A 20,011-nucleotide genomic window follows, 5' to 3' on the forward strand; every position below is an offset into this window, starting at 1 on the left:
AAGGAGGAACTTATTGAATTTATTTGACTGCAGGCTCAAGTGTTATTTTCTTTGTTGGTCTTAGGAGTAGATTGAGAATGGCGGTTACCATAGTTGATAGCAGGTCCTGCCTTCTTGGTGAGGGACCCTTGTGGCATCCTGAGCGGCAGCAGCTGTTCTGGTTCGACATTATCGGCAAGACGTTGCTGACCAGGCCCAAAAGCGGGGAAGAGCAAGAGTGGTCTTTCGATGAATACGTCTCGGCTGCGGGCTGGGTCGACGGCGATAGCCTGCTGATTGCTGGCGAAACCGGCCTGTTCCAATTCGATCTGCAGAGCGGAAACCGTCAGCCTGTATGCAAGCTCGAAGCTGACAATTCCGTGACCCGCTCGAATGATGGCCGCGCCGACCCTTGGGGCGGTTTCTGGATCGGCACCATGGGCAGGAATGCGGAACCCGACGCAGGCGCCATCTACCGTTACTACCGGGGCGAGTTGCGCCGGCTTTTTGCACCTATTACCATTTCCAATGCAATCTGTTTCTCGCCAGATCGACGTTACGGTTATTTTGCCGATACGGCACGGCGGATCATCTGGCGCCAGACGCTTGAATCCAGGAACGGGTGGCCAGCGGGAGAGCTGGAAGTCTTTCTCGATTGCCGCAAGAAGGGGTTAAATCCGGACGGGGCTGTCGTGGACAGTGTTGGACGGCTTTGGAATGCCCAATGGGGCGCCTCACGTATCGCCTGTTACGATGCTGATGGCTCCTTTGTCTCGGCCATTACGTTTCCGGCAGAGCAGATCTCCTGTCCTGCCTTCGGTGGTATCAAACTCGACAGACTTTATGCAACCTCGGCCACCGAGGGGTTGTCAGGGGAGCGTTTGAAGCAGCTGCCTACTGCAGGTCAAACCTTTGCCATAGATACCAACGTACAAGGACAAGCAGAATACAGAGTTCTGTTGTAGTTATTAACCCGGCGGGTTAATACATGAAACGGGGATGTTTCATCATTGACCGCAGGCCAATGCGGACCCCATCTATTCACCCAAGGGCACCTCGAAAAACCTCGCCGGCCGGCAGTTCCCTTGAGTAAAATCGACAACGCCTGACTCAGCCACGGACCGACAGCGATGAAGAAGCCACGCAGCGCCATCAAGACCGACCTGTTTGCCGCCGACCAGCACCGGCAGAAGATTGACCACCTGGGTGACCCGCTGGCCGAGATCAATATGCACATCGACTTTTCCGCGTTGGCCACTGCGGTGGATTGTGTCGCGCCACGCCCGGTCAGCTCGAAGGGCGGCCGACCGCCGTTTCCGACTGAAACGATGGTACGGATTCTGGTGCTCAAGCGGCTCTACAACCTGTCTGACGAACAGATGGAATACCAGTTGCTGGATCGCATGAGCTACCAACGCTTTTGCGGGCTGACGCATGCCAGCAACATACCGGATCGGACCACGATCTGGACGTTCGAAAACCGGATTGGTGAAGCGGGCGCCCAAGCCCTGTTCGATGGCGTGGCTGACCAACTCATGCGCAAGGGCTATATCGCGCGCGGTGGCCAGATCATCGATGCGACGCTGGTTCCAGCACCCAGGCAGCAGATCCGCCGCCACGAGAAAGAGATTATCGAGCAGCAGGCGACACCGGCCGATTGGAAGCCCGCTCAGCGCCGGCAAAAAGACCTGGATGCCACCTGGACCAAAAAGCATGGTAAAAGCCACTTCGGCTACAAGCTGTCGATCAATGTAGACAAGCGCTACAAGATCATCCGCGAATTTAAGCCCGACACCGCCTCGGTGCATGACAGTCGCCATTTCGAGCAGGTGCTTGACCCCTTTAACACCAGCCAGGATGTCTATGCCGATCGCGGTTATGCCAGCCAAGCGCGGGAAGCGTCACTCAAGCAGAGCGGTAACCGCCCCCAAATCCAACGCAAAGGCGCGCGCAACCGGCCGCTATCCGAGTGCCAGCAGCGGCGCAATCACCGCATCGCCAAGACCCGCGCCCGCGTCGAACATGTGTTCGGCGCGATGGATCAGATGGGTGGCATGCTAATTCGAACCATCATCGCTGGCCCAATAAGTACTTCGCTGCTGCCGGGCTTTTCACCTTATTAGAAGCCTGGCAGAAGGCGAGCCAATCACGATGTTGAAACCACCGACTGGAGAGCCGTGTGCGGGAGAACCGCATGCACGGTTCGGAGGGCGGGGAGGCTAAGCCTCTCCGACCCCTATCTGTTTCTCGATATCATTCCGGCTGGTGATGTATTTGCCGGCCAGGTTAGTAATAACTAGCCGGTTTGATGCCTGGTTTCATTCTCAATGCTGATCTTATAGAGCCCGATAATGATAATAGAAAGACAACTATACGCCCGTGATGCGCAATTGGGGGATATTCAGCAGTACTGGCTGAGCAATGACCGCGGCGTCCGTGTCGGTGTGCTGAATTATGGCCTTACCCTTACCGATTTTATCGTTCCGGATTGCGAAGGCAACTCCGTGAACGTGGTACTGGGCTTCCCGAACTTTGCCACTCTCAGGCACCAGACGGCTTTTGTTAATGCCACAATCGGACGCTATGCCAACCGTATCGCCAATGCCCGGCTACCGGTACTGGATGAAGACTTCAATCTGGCCAAGAATGAAGACCAACACCATCTGCATGGTGGTCCAGGCGGTTTTGATAAATGCATCTGGGCTGTTGAAAGGATATACAGCGATAAGGAGGGGGCTACGCTAACCGCACGATTGCTCTCGGCGGACGGCGATGAGCATTATCCAGGCACGCTGGATTGCGGTGTGACACTACGCCTGGACAATGATAACCGCCTGACGTTCACAGTGCTAGCCACCTCTGATCGCGCCACCCATGTCAATATTACCAGTCATCTCTATTTCAATCTGTCAGGCCGCGATGACAACAGCATCAAAGACCACCGCTTCTTAATTCCCAGTAACCAGGTTGTTGAGATAGACCGTTCTGGCATTCCAACCGGCTCGATTGTGCCGATCAATGACACAGCCCTGGACTTCAGCCGGGCAAGATCCCTTGAGGAGGCGCTGGCACCCTCTGATCCACTCCTTGCACTGCGCGGCGGAATCGACCACTGCTATGTCTTCAAGTGTCACAATTCCGCGGAAAATCTGAGAATGGCGAGTGCTTTCTGTGAGGCGACGGGGTTGCAGCTACAGTTGGTTTCGACGCAGCCGGGTATGCAGTTCTATACGGGCCAATATCTGCAGAGTCTGGCTGGTCGTGGTGGTAAAGACTATGGCCCTTTCGCCGGCTTTTGTCTGGAACCCCAGCATTTTCCGGACACACCGAATCAACCGGCCTTTCCGTCGACTCTGCTGATGCCTGGTGACACCTATAAACAGTGCTTCAGTTATCGTGTCGAAGTATTGAAAGGCGTTTGATATTTGATCAGCTTGTGAGCTGTTGGGCATTAAACTGAAGGAGTTCCTTCGTTTGCAGCCCCGCGCGGTACATTACAAGCCAAGCGGTTGTACGCGAATCAATATCCGGGATATCGGGTGATGTTGTTCGGTTTTGGGCGTGCTTCCCAGGAGCTTCCGCCGTGCGCTCAGGGTTTCGGCATGGTGGCCGTTTCGGCTTGTCTTTCGGTATATCCATCGGAGGGGCCGTGCCGCGTAGTTGCGCCTCGAGCTCGTCGCCGAACCACCAATTCAGGTCTTCGCCGCAGAGGGCGCTCAGTACCGGCAGCTGCGCTTGTTTGCACGCCATATCGTAACCTGTACCCTGCAGCTGGACAGCGCCGACACGGCGCAGGCGCAGGCGCAGGCCTTGCTGCCGATCCTCGAGCGCAAGGCCGGGCGGGTGCTGGCCAATGGCTTTCCCACCGGGGTCGAGGTGTCCGATACCATGGTGCATGGCGGGCCTTACCCGGCGTCCACCAATTTCGGCGCCACCTCCGTGGGCACGATGTCGATCCGTCGCTTCCTGCGCCCGGTGTGCTACCAGAACATTCCAGCGGACCTGCTGCCGGAAGATCTGCGCTAGGAGGCTGTCCGACAATACTCAACCTACTACGAGCTATCTGGATTTGGCTGTTTTTTGTGCTGTTTTTCGTAGAATAGAACCACTATTCGCCTCAAAACACCGCAAAAACCCGCTCAAACCAGCCGGCTCTCGCTACGGCCAGCATTCTCGGACAGCCTCCTAGTTCGCCCGCGCAGCAGATTCCCACCATTTCTCGATTTCATTCCGGCTGATGATGGATTTGCCGGCCAGGTTACTAATCACTTCACACCAGCAGCGCTTTCATCGGTGGACCTTCGTTCAGCAGTGTTTTCAGGCGCTGCAGCGCAAGCTGCAGCAACTCCCGTGTGGGCGGCGGCGTGATGCAGATGCGTACCGCCTGGGGCGCCGGCTGGCTGCCCACGCAGAAGGGTTCGGCACCAATCAGGGTGACACCGCTCTCCGCGGCCTGCTGCACGAAATCGACTGCCCGCCAGGGGTCGGGCAATAGCAGCCAGGCATGCAGACCACAGGGGTGGTAATTCAGTTCATATCCTTGCAGGCATTCAAGCATGAGCTGTTGGCGGGCTGCCAGTTCCTGCCATTGCCAGGCGATGAGGCTGTCGGCCATGCCGGACTCGAACCATTCGCAGGCGATGGCCCCCGGCAGGCTGGCGGTGGCCCAGCACTGGGCCCGCAGCCCGGCGCCGAGCTGTGTCATCAGGCTGGCCGGCGCGCGCAGGGCGCCAAAACGCAGGCCCCCGGCCAGGATCTTCGAAACGCTGAAAATGTACAGTGAGCGCTCCGGCGCCAGCTGGTAAAAAGCCTGGCCGCGATGCTCCGGGGCGACGTACTGCACCCCATCCTCCAGCAGCAGCAGGTCATGGCGCCGGGCCACCGCGACGATGGCTTCGCGCCGGGCCTGGCTCATCTGTGCCCCGGTGGGGTTGTTGTGCTCGGGCATCAGGTACAGCAGGCGGATGCGCTGTTGCTGGCAGAGCCTGTCCAGCGCATCCGGGCGCATACCCTGGGCATCCATCGGCACGGCCAGGTGCTTGAGTCCCAGCTGGCGGGCGGCGGCGATCATGCCGGGGTAGGTCAGGGCATCGGAAGCCACGGCTTCGCCGGGGCGTACCAGCACCTGCAGCGCCAGGAAGTCGGCGTGCTGGCCGCCGTCGGTCAGCACCAGCTCGTCGGCCGCCATGGGCAGGCCCTGGGCGCTGAGCCAGCGGGCAAGGCTCGCCCGCTGTGCGGCATTGCCCTGTTCGGGCTGGTAATTCAGTGCCGTCAGCACCACGTCGGAGTTGCTGGCCAGGCGTTCCATCAGGGCGGACAGCTGCTGCTGGCGCAGCGGCGTCTCGATCGGGGTGCTCAGTGACAGGTCAATGCTGTTCTGGTCGGCGGCGGACAGGTGACGAAAGCCGGACGCCGGTGCCTGCTGCGCCCGCACCCGGGTGCCACTGCCGATCCGGGCCTCCACCAGGCCGCGGCGTTCCGCCTCGCGGTAGGCGCGGGTGACGGTGCCAACGGTCACCTGCAGTGCGTCCGCCAGCAGGCGCTGCGGTGGCAGGCGGTCGCCGGGTTTGAGGCTGCCGTCGGCAATATCGCCGGCCAGCTGATCGACCAGGGCCTTGTAGAGCGGGCCTTTGCGGTCGGGTTCTGGCAGCCAGTGGCAGCGCGCGCGTGCGCGGTCCTGAACAGTCATGGTCTTCTCCGGCGGGGCATTCTGTTGGGGGCCGTTTTGTCGGGGGTGCAATTGATTGTATGCGTGACAAAATCGTAATTGAACCCTCAGTGTCGCTGGATAATACTGTCTTCTGTCGAATTTTTTCAATATTAATGGCGGTTTGGTGTTAATTGTATCCGTACAATTTCACCGGTCGACCCATAAAGCCGAGGTGCGCCATGCGGCCCGTCCGATTGCCCTGTTTTGAAAAGCTCTGCTCCCCGTGCAGCCGGGAGGTATTCGCATGAGTGTGTCGGCGGCTGAACTGCTGGCGCTGACCGGCCCGATGATGCTGTTTGCCTTCAGCATGTCCGCTACGCCCGGCCCGAATAACATGATGCTCACCGCCTCCGGTGCGCTCTACGGCTTTCGCCGCACCTTGCCCCACATGCTGGGTATCTCCATCGGGGTGATGGTACTGATGATGGCCGTGGCGATGGGACTGAACGCGGTGTTCTTGCAATGGCCGGCCCTGCAGCAGGGGCTCAAGCTGGTGGGCAGCCTCTACCTGCTCTGGCTGGCCTGGAAGATCGCCACGGCGCCTGCGCCGGATCGGCTCGGTGTTGCGGCCGATGGCTCGGGGCCGCTGACGTTCTGGCAGGCGGCGGCTTTCCAGTTCGCCAACCCCAAGGCCTGGGTGATGGCGATCAGCGGCATCGCCTCCTTTACCCTGAGCGGCGACGCTTTCATTGCCTCGGTGGTGGTGGTGATCGGGGTGATGGGACTGGTGAACCTGCCGTCGATTGCGCTCTGGGCCGGGTTCGGGGTGGCGCTGGGGCGACGTCTGAAAACCCCCATGCACTGGCGGCTGTTCAACCTGGTGATGGGCGGGCTGACGGCGGCCTGTGTCAGCCTGATTCTGCTGTGACAAGGCCGCCACCGTGCAGTGCGCGGTGGCGGTTTGCGGGGAGCGGCTTAGTGAATTGGCTGGCCGACTCTTACCAGTTTCAAGGTGTTGGTGCCGCCGTGCACGTTCATGTAGTCCCCCTTGGTGATCAGCACCAGGTCGCCATCGGCCACCACATCCAGCTCCTTGAGGGCATCCACGGCCTGCTGGTTGATCTGGTCGTTCGACAGGACGGACAGGTCGTAGGCCAGCGGGTTCACACCGCGGAACAGCGCTACGCGACGCAGGGTTTCGCCGCTGGGCGCCAGCGCGAAGATCGGCAGTGACGAGCTCATGCGGGACATCAGCAGCGGTGTGGCACCGGTGGCCGTCATGCAGACCAGGGCCTTGACCCCCACCAGGTGGTTGGCGGCGTACATGGCGGCCAGGCCGATGGTTTCGTCGATCTGGGTGAACTCCTGGTTGATGCGGTGTTTTGAGCTGTGCATGCTCGGGTGCTTTTCGGCACCGTTGATCACACGCACCATGGCTTCCACTGTTTCCACCGGGTAGTCGCCGGCGGCGGTTTCGGCCGACAGCATCACCGCATCGGTGCCATCGAACACGGCATTGGCCACGTCTGAAACCTCGGCGCGGGTCGGCATCGGGCTGCTGATCATGGACTCCATCATCTGGGTGGCGGTGATCACGATCTTGTTGCGCTTGCGGGCGCGCTCGATGATCTGCTTCTGCACGCCAATCAGCTCGGCATCGCCGATTTCCACGCCCAGGTCACCGCGCGCCACCATCACGCCGTTGGATGCATCGATAATGCCGTCCAGCACCTCGGTGCTGCTGACCGCCTCGGCCCGTTCAACCTTGGCGATGATACCGGCCTTGCTGCCGGTGGCTTCGAGCAGGTCGCGGGCATAGCGGATATCGTCGCCGCTGCGGGGGAAGGACACGGCCAGGTAGTCCACGCCGATCTTTGCCGCCGCCAGGATATCGGCCTTGTCCTTGTCGGTCAGGGCTTCTGCCGAGAGGCCGCCGCCCTGGCGGTTAATGCCCTTGTTGTTGGACAGCTTGCCGCCGATCTGCACTTGGGTGTGGATTTCGCGGCCCTGCACGCCGCTGACTTCCAGCACCAGGCGGCCGTCATCCAGCAGCAGGATATCGCCGGCGCTGCAGTCATCCACCAGTTCCTTGTAGTCGATACCGACCCGCTGCTGGTTGCCGGCATCTTTCGCCAGGGCCGCATCCAGGATAAAACTGTCGCCGGCGGCCAGGCATACCGGGCCTTCGGCAAAGCGGGAGATACGAATCTTGGGGCCCTGCAGGTCGCCCAGGATGGCGACATAGCGGCCCTGGGCGCGGGCAGTTTCGCGCACCCGGTCAGCCCGCAGCTGGTGTTCTTCGGCGGTGCCGTGGGAGAAGTTGAGCCGTACCACGTCGACGCCGGCCTTGACCAGGCGGGCGATTTGTTCCGGGGTTTCGCTGGATGGGCCTAGGGTCGCAACTATCTTGGTTCTTCTCACTGGAGCACCTGCGCTGTGGATTCGGACTGCGTTAATTATTACCGCTGCTGTGTTACAGGGCTTCGTTCAGGCGCCAGAAAAAAAGCACGCCGGCGGCTTGTTTTTTGTGCAAGTGAACAGTCATGATGCTGGCTGGGAACCCGTGCAGCGCTCAGGCGCACAAGAGTGAAAGCGATGTTTATAGACCGACAGATGGCGCAGAAAATCGTCGATCGGGCGATGAAAATCACCGGTGTGAACGTCAACGTGATGGATCACCACGGTGTCATTATTGGTTCCGGCGATCCACTGCGCATCGATCAGTTGCACGAGGGCGCGCTGCATGTGCTCAGCAGCCAGAGCGAGGTGGACATTGCCCGGGACCAGGCCGGCAGGCTCAGCGGTGCGCGTGGCGGCGTCAACCTGCCGATCCGCAGCAGCGGCGATATCATCGGTGTAGTGGGCATTACCGGCGAGCCGGAGGAGGTGCGTCGTTACGCCGACCTGGTGGTCATGACGGCCGAGCTGATTGTGGAACAGGCGGCACTGACCGCAGAAGTGCAATGGGACAGCCGCCAGCGCGAGAGCGTGCTGCTGCGCCTGATCGAGGGGGGCAAGACCGATTCGCTGTTCGAGGATCGCCTGGCGCGGCTGCAGCTTGATCTGGGCGTGCCGCGGGTGGCTCTGGTGCTGGATATCGTGCAGTCCGGCAGCGGCGCCGATCTGCCGCTGGCGCAATTGCAGCAACTGCAACAGCAGCTGCAGCAACAGGCGGAGTCCGGTGGCCATGGCAGCCTGCTGGCCATTACCACGGCGCGCCAGCTGGTAATGCTGCTGCCCGTTAGCCTGGTCGAGGCGCAGGCTCAGCAGGCGTGCCCGCGCTGGGATCGCAGCCTGCTGCGGCGCCAGCTTGAGGGTCGTTTCAGGCTGCTGGGTCAGCAACCGGGGGTGCAGTACCGCGCCTGTGTGGGTGACTATTTTAGCGCCAGTGACGGCCTGGCCCAGTCCTATCGCAGCGCGCTCAAGACCCTGGCCGTAACGCGGGACAGCACGCCCGCCGGCCGCCTGAGCTTTGCCGCCGACGTGGCACTGGACCTGTTGCTGCTGGACGGGGCCCAGGGCTGGGCCGGCCGGCAACTGCTGCACGCATTCGACAGCTTTCTGGCGCAGGACAAGAACGGCGCCCTGCAGAAAACCCTGGAAACCTACCTGGCCGAGAACATGGACCTGGCGCGCACGGCAGCGCAGCTCCATATTCACCGCAATACCCTGCGCTACCGGCTCGACAAGATCGGCACCCTGCTGCAACTGGACCTGGGGCGGGTCGATCAGTTGCTGCAGCTGCTTGTCACCCTGCGCCTGCACAGCCTCAGGCGGGCGGGCCGGTAACGGTGGGCACGGGGGCGGAATTTGTCCATCATTGTGCAATCGTACAAAAAAGCAGTGCCGGCCCCGGCAGTATTTGGTGTCGTCGCCAAAGCACGGCGGCCCGCTGCCGTGCCACTATGGTGTCATTATCGATGAAGCAATCCTGACCGATGGGAAGCCGAACATGAAGATTCTGATCGCACCTGACTCATTCAAGGAAAGCCTGTCCGCGCAAGGCGTGGCCCAGGCCATAGGCCGCGGCTTTTCCTCGGTGTTCGCCGATGCCGAACTGGTACTGCTGCCGGTGGCCGATGGCGGCGAAGGCACCACCGAGGCACTGGTGGCCGCGACGGGCGGCACCCTGTTCAGTGCCGAGGTGACCGGCCCCATGGGCGAGACGGTCTCCGCCTGCTGGGGCACCCTGGGGGACGGCAAGACCGCGGTGATTGAATCTGCCGCCGCCTCCGGGCTGGACCTGGTGCCCGCAAGCCAGCGCAATCCCTGGCATGCCACCACCCGGGGCACCGGCGAGCTGATCATAGCGGCGCTGGATGCCGGCGCGCGCCATATCATCGTCGGCCTGGGCGGCAGTGCCACCAACGATGCCGGTGCCGGCATGCTGCAGGCGCTCGGTGTGCGGCTGCTGGACGCAGAGGGCAACGACATTGGTGCCGGCGGTGGCGCGCTGCAAGGCCTGCACAGCATCGATGCCAGCCAGATGGACCCGCGCCTGGCCGAGACCCGGTTCGAGATCGCCTGCGATGTGGACAACCCGCTGACCGGCGAATACGGTGCCTCGGCGGTATTCGGCCCGCAAAAGGGCGCCGATGCCCAGATGGTCAAACGGCTGGATGCCTGCCTGGGCCGCTTCGCCGAAGTCGTGCTGGCCTGCCACGGCAAGGATATAGACGCGACCCCGGGGGCCGGTGCCGCCGGTGGCCTGGGCGGCGCCTTTCTGGCCTTTACCCGGGCACGGCTTAAAAGCGGCATCGATATCGTGCTGGATGCGGTGGAGATCGACCGCCAGCTGGAGGGTGCAGACCTGGTGATCACCGGGGAAGGGCGTATCGACAGCCAGACCGTGCGCGGCAAGACCCCGGTGGGGGTCAGCAAGCGCGCCCAGAAGGCCGGCGTACCGGTCATCGCCCTGGCGGGCTCGGTCAGCGAGGATTCGGACCTGGTGCACGCCCACGGCATCGATGCGCTGTTCAGCATAGTTCCAGGGGTGGTGACACTGCCCCAGGCGCTGGAGGATGCCGCCGACAACCTGTACCGCACCGCCCGCAACATCGCCGCCACCTGGCAGCTGGCACAGAGGTTCGAGGCCAAGCGGCGGTAACCTCTGGGTATCGGCTGAGTGCCGAGAGGGGCTAAGTGTCTCCGGAATTCGGGGTGGGTTGGTAATTTGTAGGTCGTAAATTCGTAGGTTGGCATTGAGCGCAGCGAATTCCGACATCCGCAGCGGAGCTGTGGTCGTGGCAAATGTTGTCAGCCTCTACTACCTGCCAGCTGTACCTGTATGGGGTTTCTGGGAGGCTGTGTTTCGCCTGTCGGCGTACGCGCAAAGAAAGTATCCAAGGCTCTTTACCTTGAAGAATACGCCCCCAATGACGCCTGCTTGCTGCGCTCTGGCGCCATTCTGCGGGTGCAGTTAAGAGGACATCCATGTCCTCAATCTGCAGCTCGACAGTCCCTGTCTCGCCCCTGCGGGCCTGATCGCATAATGACACCAGTGCTCGCCGGCGTCACAAGGGGGAGTGAAAGCCGTTCTGATGTATGGGTGGTAATGGGAAGCTGGATATGAAACCGGCAATGCGGGCGGGCAGGGCTGTTGGTCGCCGGATTGCTGCCGATGCGGCAATGGATGCTTTGGTAGGGTGCCAATGAGCCTGCGAATTGCACCGTGGGGCGCACCGCCATGATTGATCACGAATCACGAATCACGAATCACCAATCACCTTGCCACTTTTTACTTGACCCTTGCCCCTCATGCCTTGCTCCTTGCCCCTGCTTTCGGCATGATGCTGAAGACACCAACGGAATACCGGTGCATTTTTGATCGTCATACAGAACATCGTCAGCTGAGCAACGGAAGCCAGGCTGGGTGAACTCCCTCCCCAATCTAAATCCTTCCGTTCTTCCTGGCCCTGCCTGCAGCGCAGGCCCGTATTTCGTCATCGTTAGGGCGGTAGCGTGGAAGAGCAGTAGCAAAGGAACAAGGTGAAAGGATCAAGGGAAAGGAAAGCCGACTATCTTCAAGGCGTGGAGGTTGGTCTCTTTACCGGGTTGGGTTGGTTCTGGGAATGGGTTGGATTGTTGGGGCTGCTATACAAATCCCTTGAACCCAGAGGACCGACGGATGCTGCTTTTCGCTGAACAGAATAAAGAGTTTGATCCAGTAGAGGCAGGAATCAATCGTTCGGTGACTATAGCGTTGAGCCCGCATGAAGTCCTCGACGAATTGGAGAAAAGGAGATTTTGCCATCTGTAACACCTCGTCCTTGAAATGTTCATAAGAGCCTATACTAATACCTTTTGGTCGGGGTGGTGTCGAGGTAAAATACCTTTTCAGTATCAAATTGAATCTTTATAAGTATGGTTTTTATAAGAAAATCAATACGTTGTACGCCATGCCAGAGTTGGTCGTGAAAATAAAAAGGTATACCTTCTAATAAGTATTATGAGGCCGAAGGCCACATTAACAGACTGTTATGCCGAAAAATTCAGCGGTACGTTTAGCAATGATAAATATGAAAGAAATACTCCGAACACTCAAAGCTTGGCAAACATTAATCGCTGCAATCGTTGCGGTCGTGGGAATTCCGATTGGTACTTATAGTGCACTAATCGCTCATGACTCTGAAAGAAATAGACAACTGTTTGAAACTCGAATTTCTTTGGTTACAGCTATTCGTTGGGAGATTTACGGAATCACCCACAAAGCTGAAGATTTTCTTGCTGCATATAAAGAGGAAATTAAAGGTTCATTGTTAGGTGAAAACGTTGATGAGGAAGAAGATAGCTCCATAACTCCCTCAAAGTTCATTTTTTGGAAAAATCTTCAAAAACCGAAAGTTTTTGACAATAACTTGGACAAACTCGGAATTCTTGAGTCTGGTGTCGTAGCTCGGATAATGACGTTCTATACCGGTCTAGAAAATATGAACTTGTTCATGGAGTCTTTAAGTTACAAAGTAGGTGATGGCACCCTAACAAAAGGCAATTCGAAGACATTGCTAGGAATTATGTCCATGTTGTGCGAATCAGGCACTGATGCGGGAGAAAACCTTGATAGCTACTTAAAACATTACGGTGTGGAAACCCCTAGGGCCACACATGTCTACGATTGCAAGAAGCCTACAAAGTAAGAGCGTTTATGGCTTAACAAGGCCATCAAGTCGCACGGGGCATGGGGTCAAGTCTTGCCTTTTACCCCTCAGCAAAAGACAAGACCTGACCCCATTTACCTTTCGATGCGCTGTACCAGCAAGCCCGTGCTGAACAACCGGCGCGCTGGTCAGGCAACACGCGTAACTACGTTGACAAACACCGCGGTGGCTTAATCGAAGGTAAGACTTACACATCAATCTAAACAAAATGCTAACAAGGCCAAGCACAATCGCCAGCGCTAAAAGCGCGCTGGCTGGACCTCGCTTCGCTCGGCCTGTGTTGGCAGCGTTACACGGCACCTGCGTAGATTAGCACTTTGATCAACACGAATAATTAAACATAAAAGGGCGCGGTAAACTGCAAATGCCTTGGACTAAAGAACATATTCAGTGGCTTCACGATACTGGTGAAGTAATCTCTATTTCAACAGGTGATAAAGTCCCTGTATTTGAGTTCGCTTACGATGTGACCAATGAAGAGGCAATGTCACACTGGGCAAGACATTTTAGGAATCACTATTGCGCTGATGATGCAATAGAAATACTCAAGCCTCAAGGGATGACAAATAAAGATTATTTGTTAAATCTAAAGTTCCCGCATAAAACTAAAAGCCCTGGGCCAAGTATCCGTGCAGGAGATTTCGCTGAAATTTTGGTCGCTGACTATTTGGTGTTTCTCCACGATTACTATGTTCCAAGAACTCGCTACGACCGGAAGATAATTGGTAATGAGTCATCCAAGGGTTCAGATGTTTTGGGTTTTAAGCAAAAGAATAAAACCCCCTCCAGCAAAGACGAATTATTAATATACGAGGTCAAGGCTCGCCTTTCTGAGAACAAATCCAAAAACACATTGCAAACCGCAATTGACGACAGTTCAAAGGATGAGGCTAGACTTGCGGAGTCATTAAACGGTGCAAAGCAAAGGCTGTATGATCAGAGAGATTTTGCTGGAATGGGCATCATCTCAAGATTTCAAAAAAATGTTGACCACCCATATAAAACAAAATTTGGGGCAGCAGCGGTTCTGACTGATAGTTCATGTTGCGTCGAAACCTTAGCTGAAGCTTCAACTAAGGAGCATTCATCCCCAACGCACTTGGAGATGATAGTGATTAGAGGCCCTGTATTGATGTCTTTGGTTCATGAGCTATACGAGAGGGCAGCAAATGAAGCTTGAACCGTCCTCAAAGAAAATGCTGGCAATTACAAAGTCGAAAGCAAAGATGTATGAATTTGCTATTGATGAAGCATCTCATATAGAGCTACGAGACTGTAAATTTTTCTGTGTAAGTAGCGGTATATCACAGTGAGAGTCGATCACCGAAAATGATGATGAACTGACTCATCGCCTGTTTCCAGTCCCTGATCGGCATCGTCCACTTCTTTGAGATGTGGTGCAACGCCAGATAGAGCACTTTCATCACCGATTTGTCGGTCGGGAATGAGCGGCGAGTCTTGGTCACTTTGCGCAACGAGGCGTTGAGGGACTCGATCGCGTTGGTGGTGTAAATCACCTTGCGGATCTGTGGCGGGTAATCGAAGAACACGCACAGGCGTTCCCAGTTTGCTCGCCAGGAACGGCTGATCGTTGGGTGCTCTTCGTCCCACTTGGCCGCGAAGGCGTCCAGCGCAGTCTCGGCTGCGGAGAGTGTCACTGCGCCGTAAATAGTGCGCAGGTCGGCAGCCACCTCCTTACGTTGTTTCCAGCTTACGTAACGCAACGAATAACGTACCTGGTGCACGATACACAGCTGGACCTGGGTCTTGGGGTACACGGCTTCAATGGCTTCTGGGAACCCCTTCAGACCATCGACGCAGGCGATCAGGATATCCTGCACACCGCGGTTCTTGAGCTCGGTGACCACTGACAGCCAGAACTTGGCACCCTCTGTCTGCGCCATCCATAGGCCTAGCAGTTCTTTCTCACCGTCCATGTTGATGCCTAACGCCAGATAAACCGACCTGTTCTGAACCATGCCGGACTCGCGGCTGCGAACCGCCAAGGCATCGAGATAGACGATGGGGTAGACCGTATCCAGTGGCCGATTTTGCCAGGCATTCACTTCATCCATCACGGCATTCGTCACCTGGGAGATAAAGGTTGGCGAGACCTCGACGCCGTAGGTTTCTTGAAAGTGGGCCTGGATATCACGGGTGGTCATGCCTCGGGCGTACAACGACACGATCCGGTCATCGAAGCCCTGTAGCTGCTTCTCGCCTTTTTTAACCAGCTGGGGCTCAAAGGTGCCGTTGCGGTCTCGCGGTACATCCAGGTCGATATCACCGTGAATGGAACGGACTGACTTACGATTCTTGCCGTTGCGGGAATTGCCGGTATTTTTACCGGCTGTGTCGTGTTTTGCATAACCGAGATGACTTTCCATCTCGGCCTCCAAGGCTCGCTCGGCCACTTTTTTGGTGAGCTGCCTGAGAAGGCCGGACTCGCCGAGGATATCTTCAGGGCTGGAGCAGCCTTCCAGCAACTGATCTATAAGGGTGTCTGATATAGGCATTCTGTTGTCCTTTCAACAGGTTGGAAGAATGCCACTTACACAGATTTTTTTACACTCTCAGAGCTACCTGTCGATCCGCGTAAATTATTGATTACGACTATTGGGATACTGGGCGACCTGTCTGCTATCGAAGCTCGTGGAGAACAACAGGTTGAAGAGACTGATGAGCATGAAGAGTTAAAGTCTGAGCTAATATCCGTTGGGCAATATTTTGATGCTTTGATTCAGTCTCATCTGGCTGATGAGATGACTATTTATCTAAAAATTATCGGTTCGGCGGCCTACTATTTAGCGAACATGCCCGGCAGCTCCATCGTTCTGGCCAAAAGTTTAGTCTATAACACAGAACTGCTCACTGATACTAATCTTGAGGGAATTTTGATATGGATATTAAAGTCCAACTTCGAAGAAGATTGGTATCGCGTTGAAAAAACCTATTTAACTCAGGCAATAGATGATGTCGGCTACGCCACTCAAAGTTTCTTTGGTTTAAACCTTGATGCCCAGAGCTTTAAACAGGCAATACAGGTCTTAAGGAACGAAGTGTACGAAAAAGGTTCTGATAGAGAGCTTTTGTTTGCCGACATTATTTCTTCTATCCTGCTAAGAAAACTCGAAAACTCGTCAATAATCTGTTTGCCGAAATATACACAAATCCCCATAGAGCAATGGGTAAATGTAATTACTAAGCCGACATTTGTTCAAGAGTTTTGGCCTGCTCAGAGGTTGCTGGGCGAGCAAGGAATTTTGTCTGGTGTATCTGCTGTTGTGCAAATGCCCACGAGTGCGGGAAAGACAAAATCTACAGAATTAATAATTAGAAGCTCGTTTTTGTCTGGGCGCTCTGACGTTGCTGTAATAGTCGCGCCATTCAGAGCCTTATGTAGGGAGATTACCGCTACATTTGAACAGGCATTCGAAGGTGAAGATGTAAATATCAATGAATTGCAAGATGTTCTGGATATTTCCGATAGTGATGACGAGCTTATAAAACTTTTAACCGGAGAAACTGATCAGGATGGAATAGCTACCAAGTCTATAGTTGTTACCACACCGGAGAAACTTGTTTATCTTCTTAGACATGAACCCGCTTTAGCAGACTCAATCGGCTTGCTTATTTTTGACGAAGGGCATCAGTTTGACACTGGAAAGAGAGGTGTCACCTACGAGCTATTGATGGCCTACCTCAAATCTCGCGTAGGTGATGATGTTCAGAAGGTATTGATCTCCGCTGTAATGGCTAACGCAAACTCAATTGGTGAATGGCTTAATGGAGAAGCCGGTATTGAGATTCAAGGAGCTGGATGTTTACCAACAGTACGAAGTACAGCCTTTGCAAGCTGGCAAACAGCAATGGGTCAACTTCAATATATCGATCAAGATCGTGAGGCAGATAGAGATTTTTTCGTTCCTAGAGTGATTGAGCAAATAAACCTCGGAACGAGAGGCCGAGAGAGGAACGCTCGGCTTTTTCCCGCCAAAAACGATAACCCCAGCGTCGCAGCTTATTTAGGGGTTAAATTATGCCATCAAGGACCCGTTGCTATCTTCTGCGGTATAAAGAGTACTGTTACGTCAATATGCGAGCTTTTAGTTGATTACTACGAAAGAGGGCTTACTTTACCACCACCTAGCACTTCTAGCGATCAAAGCGAATTAGACAAAATTGCTTACCTTTCCAGTTTGCATTTTGGAGATGAGTTTATATTTACTCGTTCGATTTTCCTTGGAATATTGCCGCATAGCTCAAACACTCCTAATGGTATCCGTGTTTCTGTAGAGTGGGCAATGGAATCCAATAAGTCAGTGTTGGTAGTGTGTACCTCAACTCTTGCCCAGGGTGTGAATCTTCCAATTAGGTACTTAGTTGTTTCAAGTACATTTCAAGCAGGACAAGAAATCACCACACGAGACTTCCACAATCTCATCGGGCGAGCAGGTAGAGCAGGATACCATACCGAAGGGAGTGTCATTTTTGCGGATACAGACGTTTTTGATAAGCGCAATAATTTTCGTGAAAGGTGGCGATGGCAAAGAGCGATGCATTTGCTCGATTTTACTAATGCGGAGGATTGCGCCAGTAGCCTACTTGACTTGATCTCGCCATTTGACTTTGCAGAACTTAATGTTGATGTTATCCAGTTCATCGCAAACCCAAGCGGCTATAGACAAAGCTGTATAGACGCAGGAAATCAAAACGCTGTTGATATCAGTTCGCTACTGGATCAGATGGATTATAAAGAAGCTTTAATCGAAGCAATAGAAAGCTATTTTTTGTCCTATTTGAAAGACAATCCAGATGCGCCTCAAACATTCTTTGATGAGTTGGCCCAAGGAACATTAGCTTACTTTTTGTCAGACGACGATCAGAAACAAAAGCTACGGGCGGCATTTTCACTTATCGCGAGTAGCGTTCTTTCTGTGCCCGAAGAGAAAAGGCCATTCTTCGGAAAATCGTTGCTGGGGTTGAAAAATCTATTCTTAATCGAAAATTGGCTTGATGAAAATTGGGGCGAAGTAGCACAAGCTCAAAGCTCCGATGAACTTCTTGTGATTTGCTGGCCATTGCTATCTCGGCTCAATAACAACAAGATGTTTCTCAAAATAAAGCCTGAAAACGTTATATTAGATTTTGCAAAATTATGGATTTCAGGAAGTAGTTACGCTGATCTGCATGCTCACTTGGATCAATCAGGTGCTTATTATCAAGCTGGGTCGCAGCGCAGAAATATTAAAATGGACCATGTAGTAGACTTGGCTGACGGTGCGCTTTCTTTTGATTCCATGTTATATGTCGGAGCAATAGCTGATGTGGCCGAGGGTAAAGGATTAGAGGATGATGTATTGGAGCTTCTTAGGAGCTTGCAAACACGTCTAAAACTTGGACTGTCAAATAGCCTTGAAATGTGGCTCTATTCTCAGGGTTATGTTGATAGAGAGGTTTGCAAGAGCCTTGGTTCTGTTCTTAATGATCAAGGAGTAGATTCTGATGTGTTCGATTCCGATATGTTAAAGACATACCACCAAGTTGTAAGTGAGTGTATTGGTAAGTTTCCATCGTACTTTAGTGGTTAAGCAGCCGTGTAACACCTATGAGCCGTCCCCACGTCAATAGGCATTAAAAAATTCTAGGCTTTTCGCCCATACTTGCTCTTTAATAATTTGATCTGCTTGCTTCGTATTTCCGGTCCGTTGACCACCGATGAATGCGGCAACAAACACCTATTGAGGGTCTCTTATGCACCTGAGGTGCTGCCACTTCCGAGCATCCTGCCACGCGTGTGGGCCACTAGAAATAACTCGGTAACGCCGATCCTCCCATTCAAGAGGGTTGGATCATCCAGGATGTACCCGTTAGTCGGCGGGTTTGACCGGGGCGCACGCATACAAATTGTTAATTCCGGAAGCGGTCCGACAGCCCATCTAATCAAGGCGTCCGGGTTATCCGGCGGCAGCGATCAGGAGGATTTCGAGGTCTGGCCTCAATGACATACCCATTTTAGGGTTCCCCCGTCATTATCGCTGGCACCGATCGATCCCCGTTAGGTGTGGAGCTTGGGCTGCCGGCCCGCTTAACTTAAAAACTGTGCTTCATCGAACATTCGACCTCGTTTCAGCATGAAGTAGACCGTCCGGCCCAGCTTGTGTGCCAGGGCGGATAAGGCTTTGGCTTTGCTCATCCGTTTCTGCAGGTGCTTCAGATACTGCTGGCCCCTGGTGTTGTTGCGCAGGTACAGCACCGCCGCCTCGGAAAAGGCCCACTTCAGATGGGCGTTACCGATTTTGGCGCCGGAGGTGCCATAGGTTTTACCGGCAGATTCTGCCTTGCATTTCACCAGGCGAGCGTAGGAGGCGAACTGCTGCACCCGGTTAAAGCGATGGATATCGCCGATTTCGTACAGTATGGAGAGGGCCAAAATCTGACCGATGCCGGGTACCGAGCGCAAGATGACATACGCCTGGTACTCGTGTTGTCTGGCATGCTTGTCGATAAAGCCCTCCACCGAACTGAGTTCGCGGTCGTAGAAATCGATCAGGTGCAGATCCATGTCGACACTGCGCTGTACGCTGGGATCCTCGAAACGGCCCTGCATCAGGGCCCGGTTTTGCACATAACGCAAGTTCAGGTCGATGGGTTCCAGGTTGTACTGGCTGTTGGTGTTCTTGATATGGGTCAGCAACTCAGCCCGCTTGCGCATCAGGTGCATCCGGCGACGCAGCAGGTCGCGGGTCGCGCGCATGGGTTCCGGGTAGGTATACGCCAGGGGAAACATGCCGCTTTTGAGGAGCTTGGCAATTTTCAGCGAATCGATCTTGTCGTTTTTGGCCTTGCCGCCATGGATCGCCCGCATGTAGAGGGCATGCCCCAGCACAAACGGCAGGTTGAATTGTTGGCAGAGATCGGACACCCAGTACCAGCAATGCATACATTCCACCCCGATAACCATGTCTTCGTGAAGGTAGGGCGCCAGCAGGTCGATCAGGTCCATGCTGGTCGCGGGTATATTTCTGTGCACCCGTATCTGATCTTCGGTATCGAGGATGCAGACATAGAGAACCCGGGCATGCAGATCGATACCACAGTAATACCGATGACTTTTCGTATAGAATCTCATTAGCCTTCTCCGGTTTTGGTTTCACCACCTCCAGCATAGGCCGCGGTCTATGCTGGACGGAGAAGGCTCAATCAGTATCAAGGCCGTAAACTG

The 20,011-nt window shown here is 55.1% G+C and carries 12 protein-coding genes and 2 pseudogenes; 10 read left to right on the forward strand and 4 right to left on the reverse strand.

Going from position 1 to position 20,011, the window contains the following annotated elements:
* The first annotated feature begins 77 nt into the window (after window positions 1-77).
* From KDW95_RS23305 to KDW95_RS23320, 4 genes and pseudogenes are all read left to right on the forward strand, one after another.
* Window positions 78-944: an SMP-30/gluconolactonase/LRE family protein gene (locus KDW95_RS23305; RefSeq protein ID WP_255854138.1), complete on the forward strand. Its 867-nt coding sequence runs from the start codon at window positions 78-80 to the stop codon at window positions 942-944.
* Window positions 945-1,109: 165 nt separating this feature from the next.
* Window positions 1,110-2,051, forward strand: a pseudogene (locus KDW95_RS23310) (IS5 family transposase); the annotation flags it as partial.
* A gap of 279 nt (window positions 2,052-2,330) precedes the next feature.
* Window positions 2,331-3,401, forward strand: a complete 1,071-nt coding sequence (locus KDW95_RS23315) for an aldose epimerase family protein (protein ID WP_255854139.1) — start codon at window positions 2,331-2,333, stop codon at window positions 3,399-3,401.
* A 304-nt stretch (window positions 3,402-3,705) separates the two neighbouring features.
* Window positions 3,706-4,005: pseudogene (locus KDW95_RS23320) on the forward strand (aldehyde dehydrogenase (NADP(+))); the annotation flags it as partial.
* Window positions 4,006-4,249: 244 nt separating this feature from the next.
* On the opposite strand, the gene KDW95_RS23325 reads toward KDW95_RS23320, so the two are convergent.
* Window positions 4,250-5,668 (reverse strand): aminotransferase-like domain-containing protein, encoded by a 1,419-nt coding sequence (locus KDW95_RS23325; protein ID WP_255854140.1) that lies wholly within the window; start codon window positions 5,666-5,668, stop codon window positions 4,250-4,252.
* Window positions 5,669-5,933: 265 nt separating this feature from the next.
* Here KDW95_RS23325 and KDW95_RS23330 point away from each other — a divergent pair, with 265 nt between their 5' ends.
* Window positions 5,934-6,557 (forward strand): LysE family translocator, encoded by a 624-nt coding sequence (locus KDW95_RS23330; RefSeq protein WP_255854141.1) that lies wholly within the window; start codon window positions 5,934-5,936, stop codon window positions 6,555-6,557.
* A gap of 47 nt (window positions 6,558-6,604) precedes the next feature.
* On the opposite strand, the gene pyk is transcribed toward KDW95_RS23330, so the two are convergent.
* The gene (pyk, locus tag KDW95_RS23335; RefSeq protein ID WP_255854142.1) at window positions 6,605-8,050 is read right to left on the reverse strand and encodes a pyruvate kinase; all 1,446 of its coding nucleotides are present in this window, start codon (window positions 8,048-8,050) and stop codon (window positions 6,605-6,607) included.
* A 174-nt stretch (window positions 8,051-8,224) separates the two neighbouring features.
* Here pyk and KDW95_RS23340 point away from each other — a divergent pair, with 174 nt between their 5' ends.
* The 4 genes from KDW95_RS23340 to KDW95_RS23355 all read left to right on the forward strand — a co-directional run bounded on the left by KDW95_RS23340 (window position 8,225) and on the right by KDW95_RS23355 (window position 13,966).
* A complete protein-coding gene (locus tag KDW95_RS23340; RefSeq protein ID WP_255854143.1) occupies window positions 8,225-9,418 on the forward strand; it encodes a sugar diacid recognition domain-containing protein in 1,194 nt (397 codons plus the stop codon).
* A 163-nt stretch (window positions 9,419-9,581) separates the two neighbouring features.
* Window positions 9,582-10,736, forward strand: a complete 1,155-nt coding sequence (locus tag KDW95_RS23345) for a glycerate kinase (RefSeq protein WP_255854144.1) — start codon at window positions 9,582-9,584, stop codon at window positions 10,734-10,736.
* Window positions 10,737-12,147: 1,411 nt separating this feature from the next.
* Entirely contained in the window at window positions 12,148-12,765 is a 618-nt protein-coding gene (locus KDW95_RS23350; RefSeq protein ID WP_255854145.1) for a hypothetical protein, read from the forward strand.
* Window positions 12,766-13,150: 385 nt separating this feature from the next.
* Entirely contained in the window at window positions 13,151-13,966 is an 816-nt protein-coding gene (locus tag KDW95_RS23355; RefSeq protein WP_255854146.1) for a virulence associated protein, read from the forward strand.
* Between the two features lie 124 nt (window positions 13,967-14,090).
* Here the strand turns inward: KDW95_RS23355 and KDW95_RS23360 are convergent, their stop codons facing one another.
* The gene (locus KDW95_RS23360; protein ID WP_255853987.1) at window positions 14,091-15,302 is read right to left on the reverse strand and encodes an IS256 family transposase; all 1,212 of its coding nucleotides are present in this window, start codon (window positions 15,300-15,302) and stop codon (window positions 14,091-14,093) included.
* Between the two features lie 87 nt (window positions 15,303-15,389).
* On the opposite strand from KDW95_RS23360, the gene KDW95_RS23365 reads away from it, so the two are divergent.
* A complete protein-coding gene (locus KDW95_RS23365; RefSeq protein WP_255854147.1) occupies window positions 15,390-18,377 on the forward strand; it encodes a DEAD/DEAH box helicase in 2,988 nt (995 codons plus the stop codon).
* 497 nt (window positions 18,378-18,874) lie between these two features.
* Here KDW95_RS23365 and KDW95_RS23370 read toward each other — a convergent pair whose 3' ends face one another.
* On the reverse strand, window positions 18,875-19,918 hold the full coding sequence (locus tag KDW95_RS23370; RefSeq protein WP_255854148.1) for an IS110 family transposase: 1,044 nt from the start codon (window positions 19,916-19,918) through the stop codon (window positions 18,875-18,877).
* Between the last annotated feature and the right edge of the window lie 93 nt (window positions 19,919-20,011).

This window comes from Marinobacterium rhizophilum, from assembly GCF_024397915.1.
In the GTDB taxonomy this organism is placed as follows: Bacteria; Pseudomonadota; Gammaproteobacteria; order Pseudomonadales; family Balneatricaceae; genus Marinobacterium_A; species Marinobacterium_A rhizophilum_A.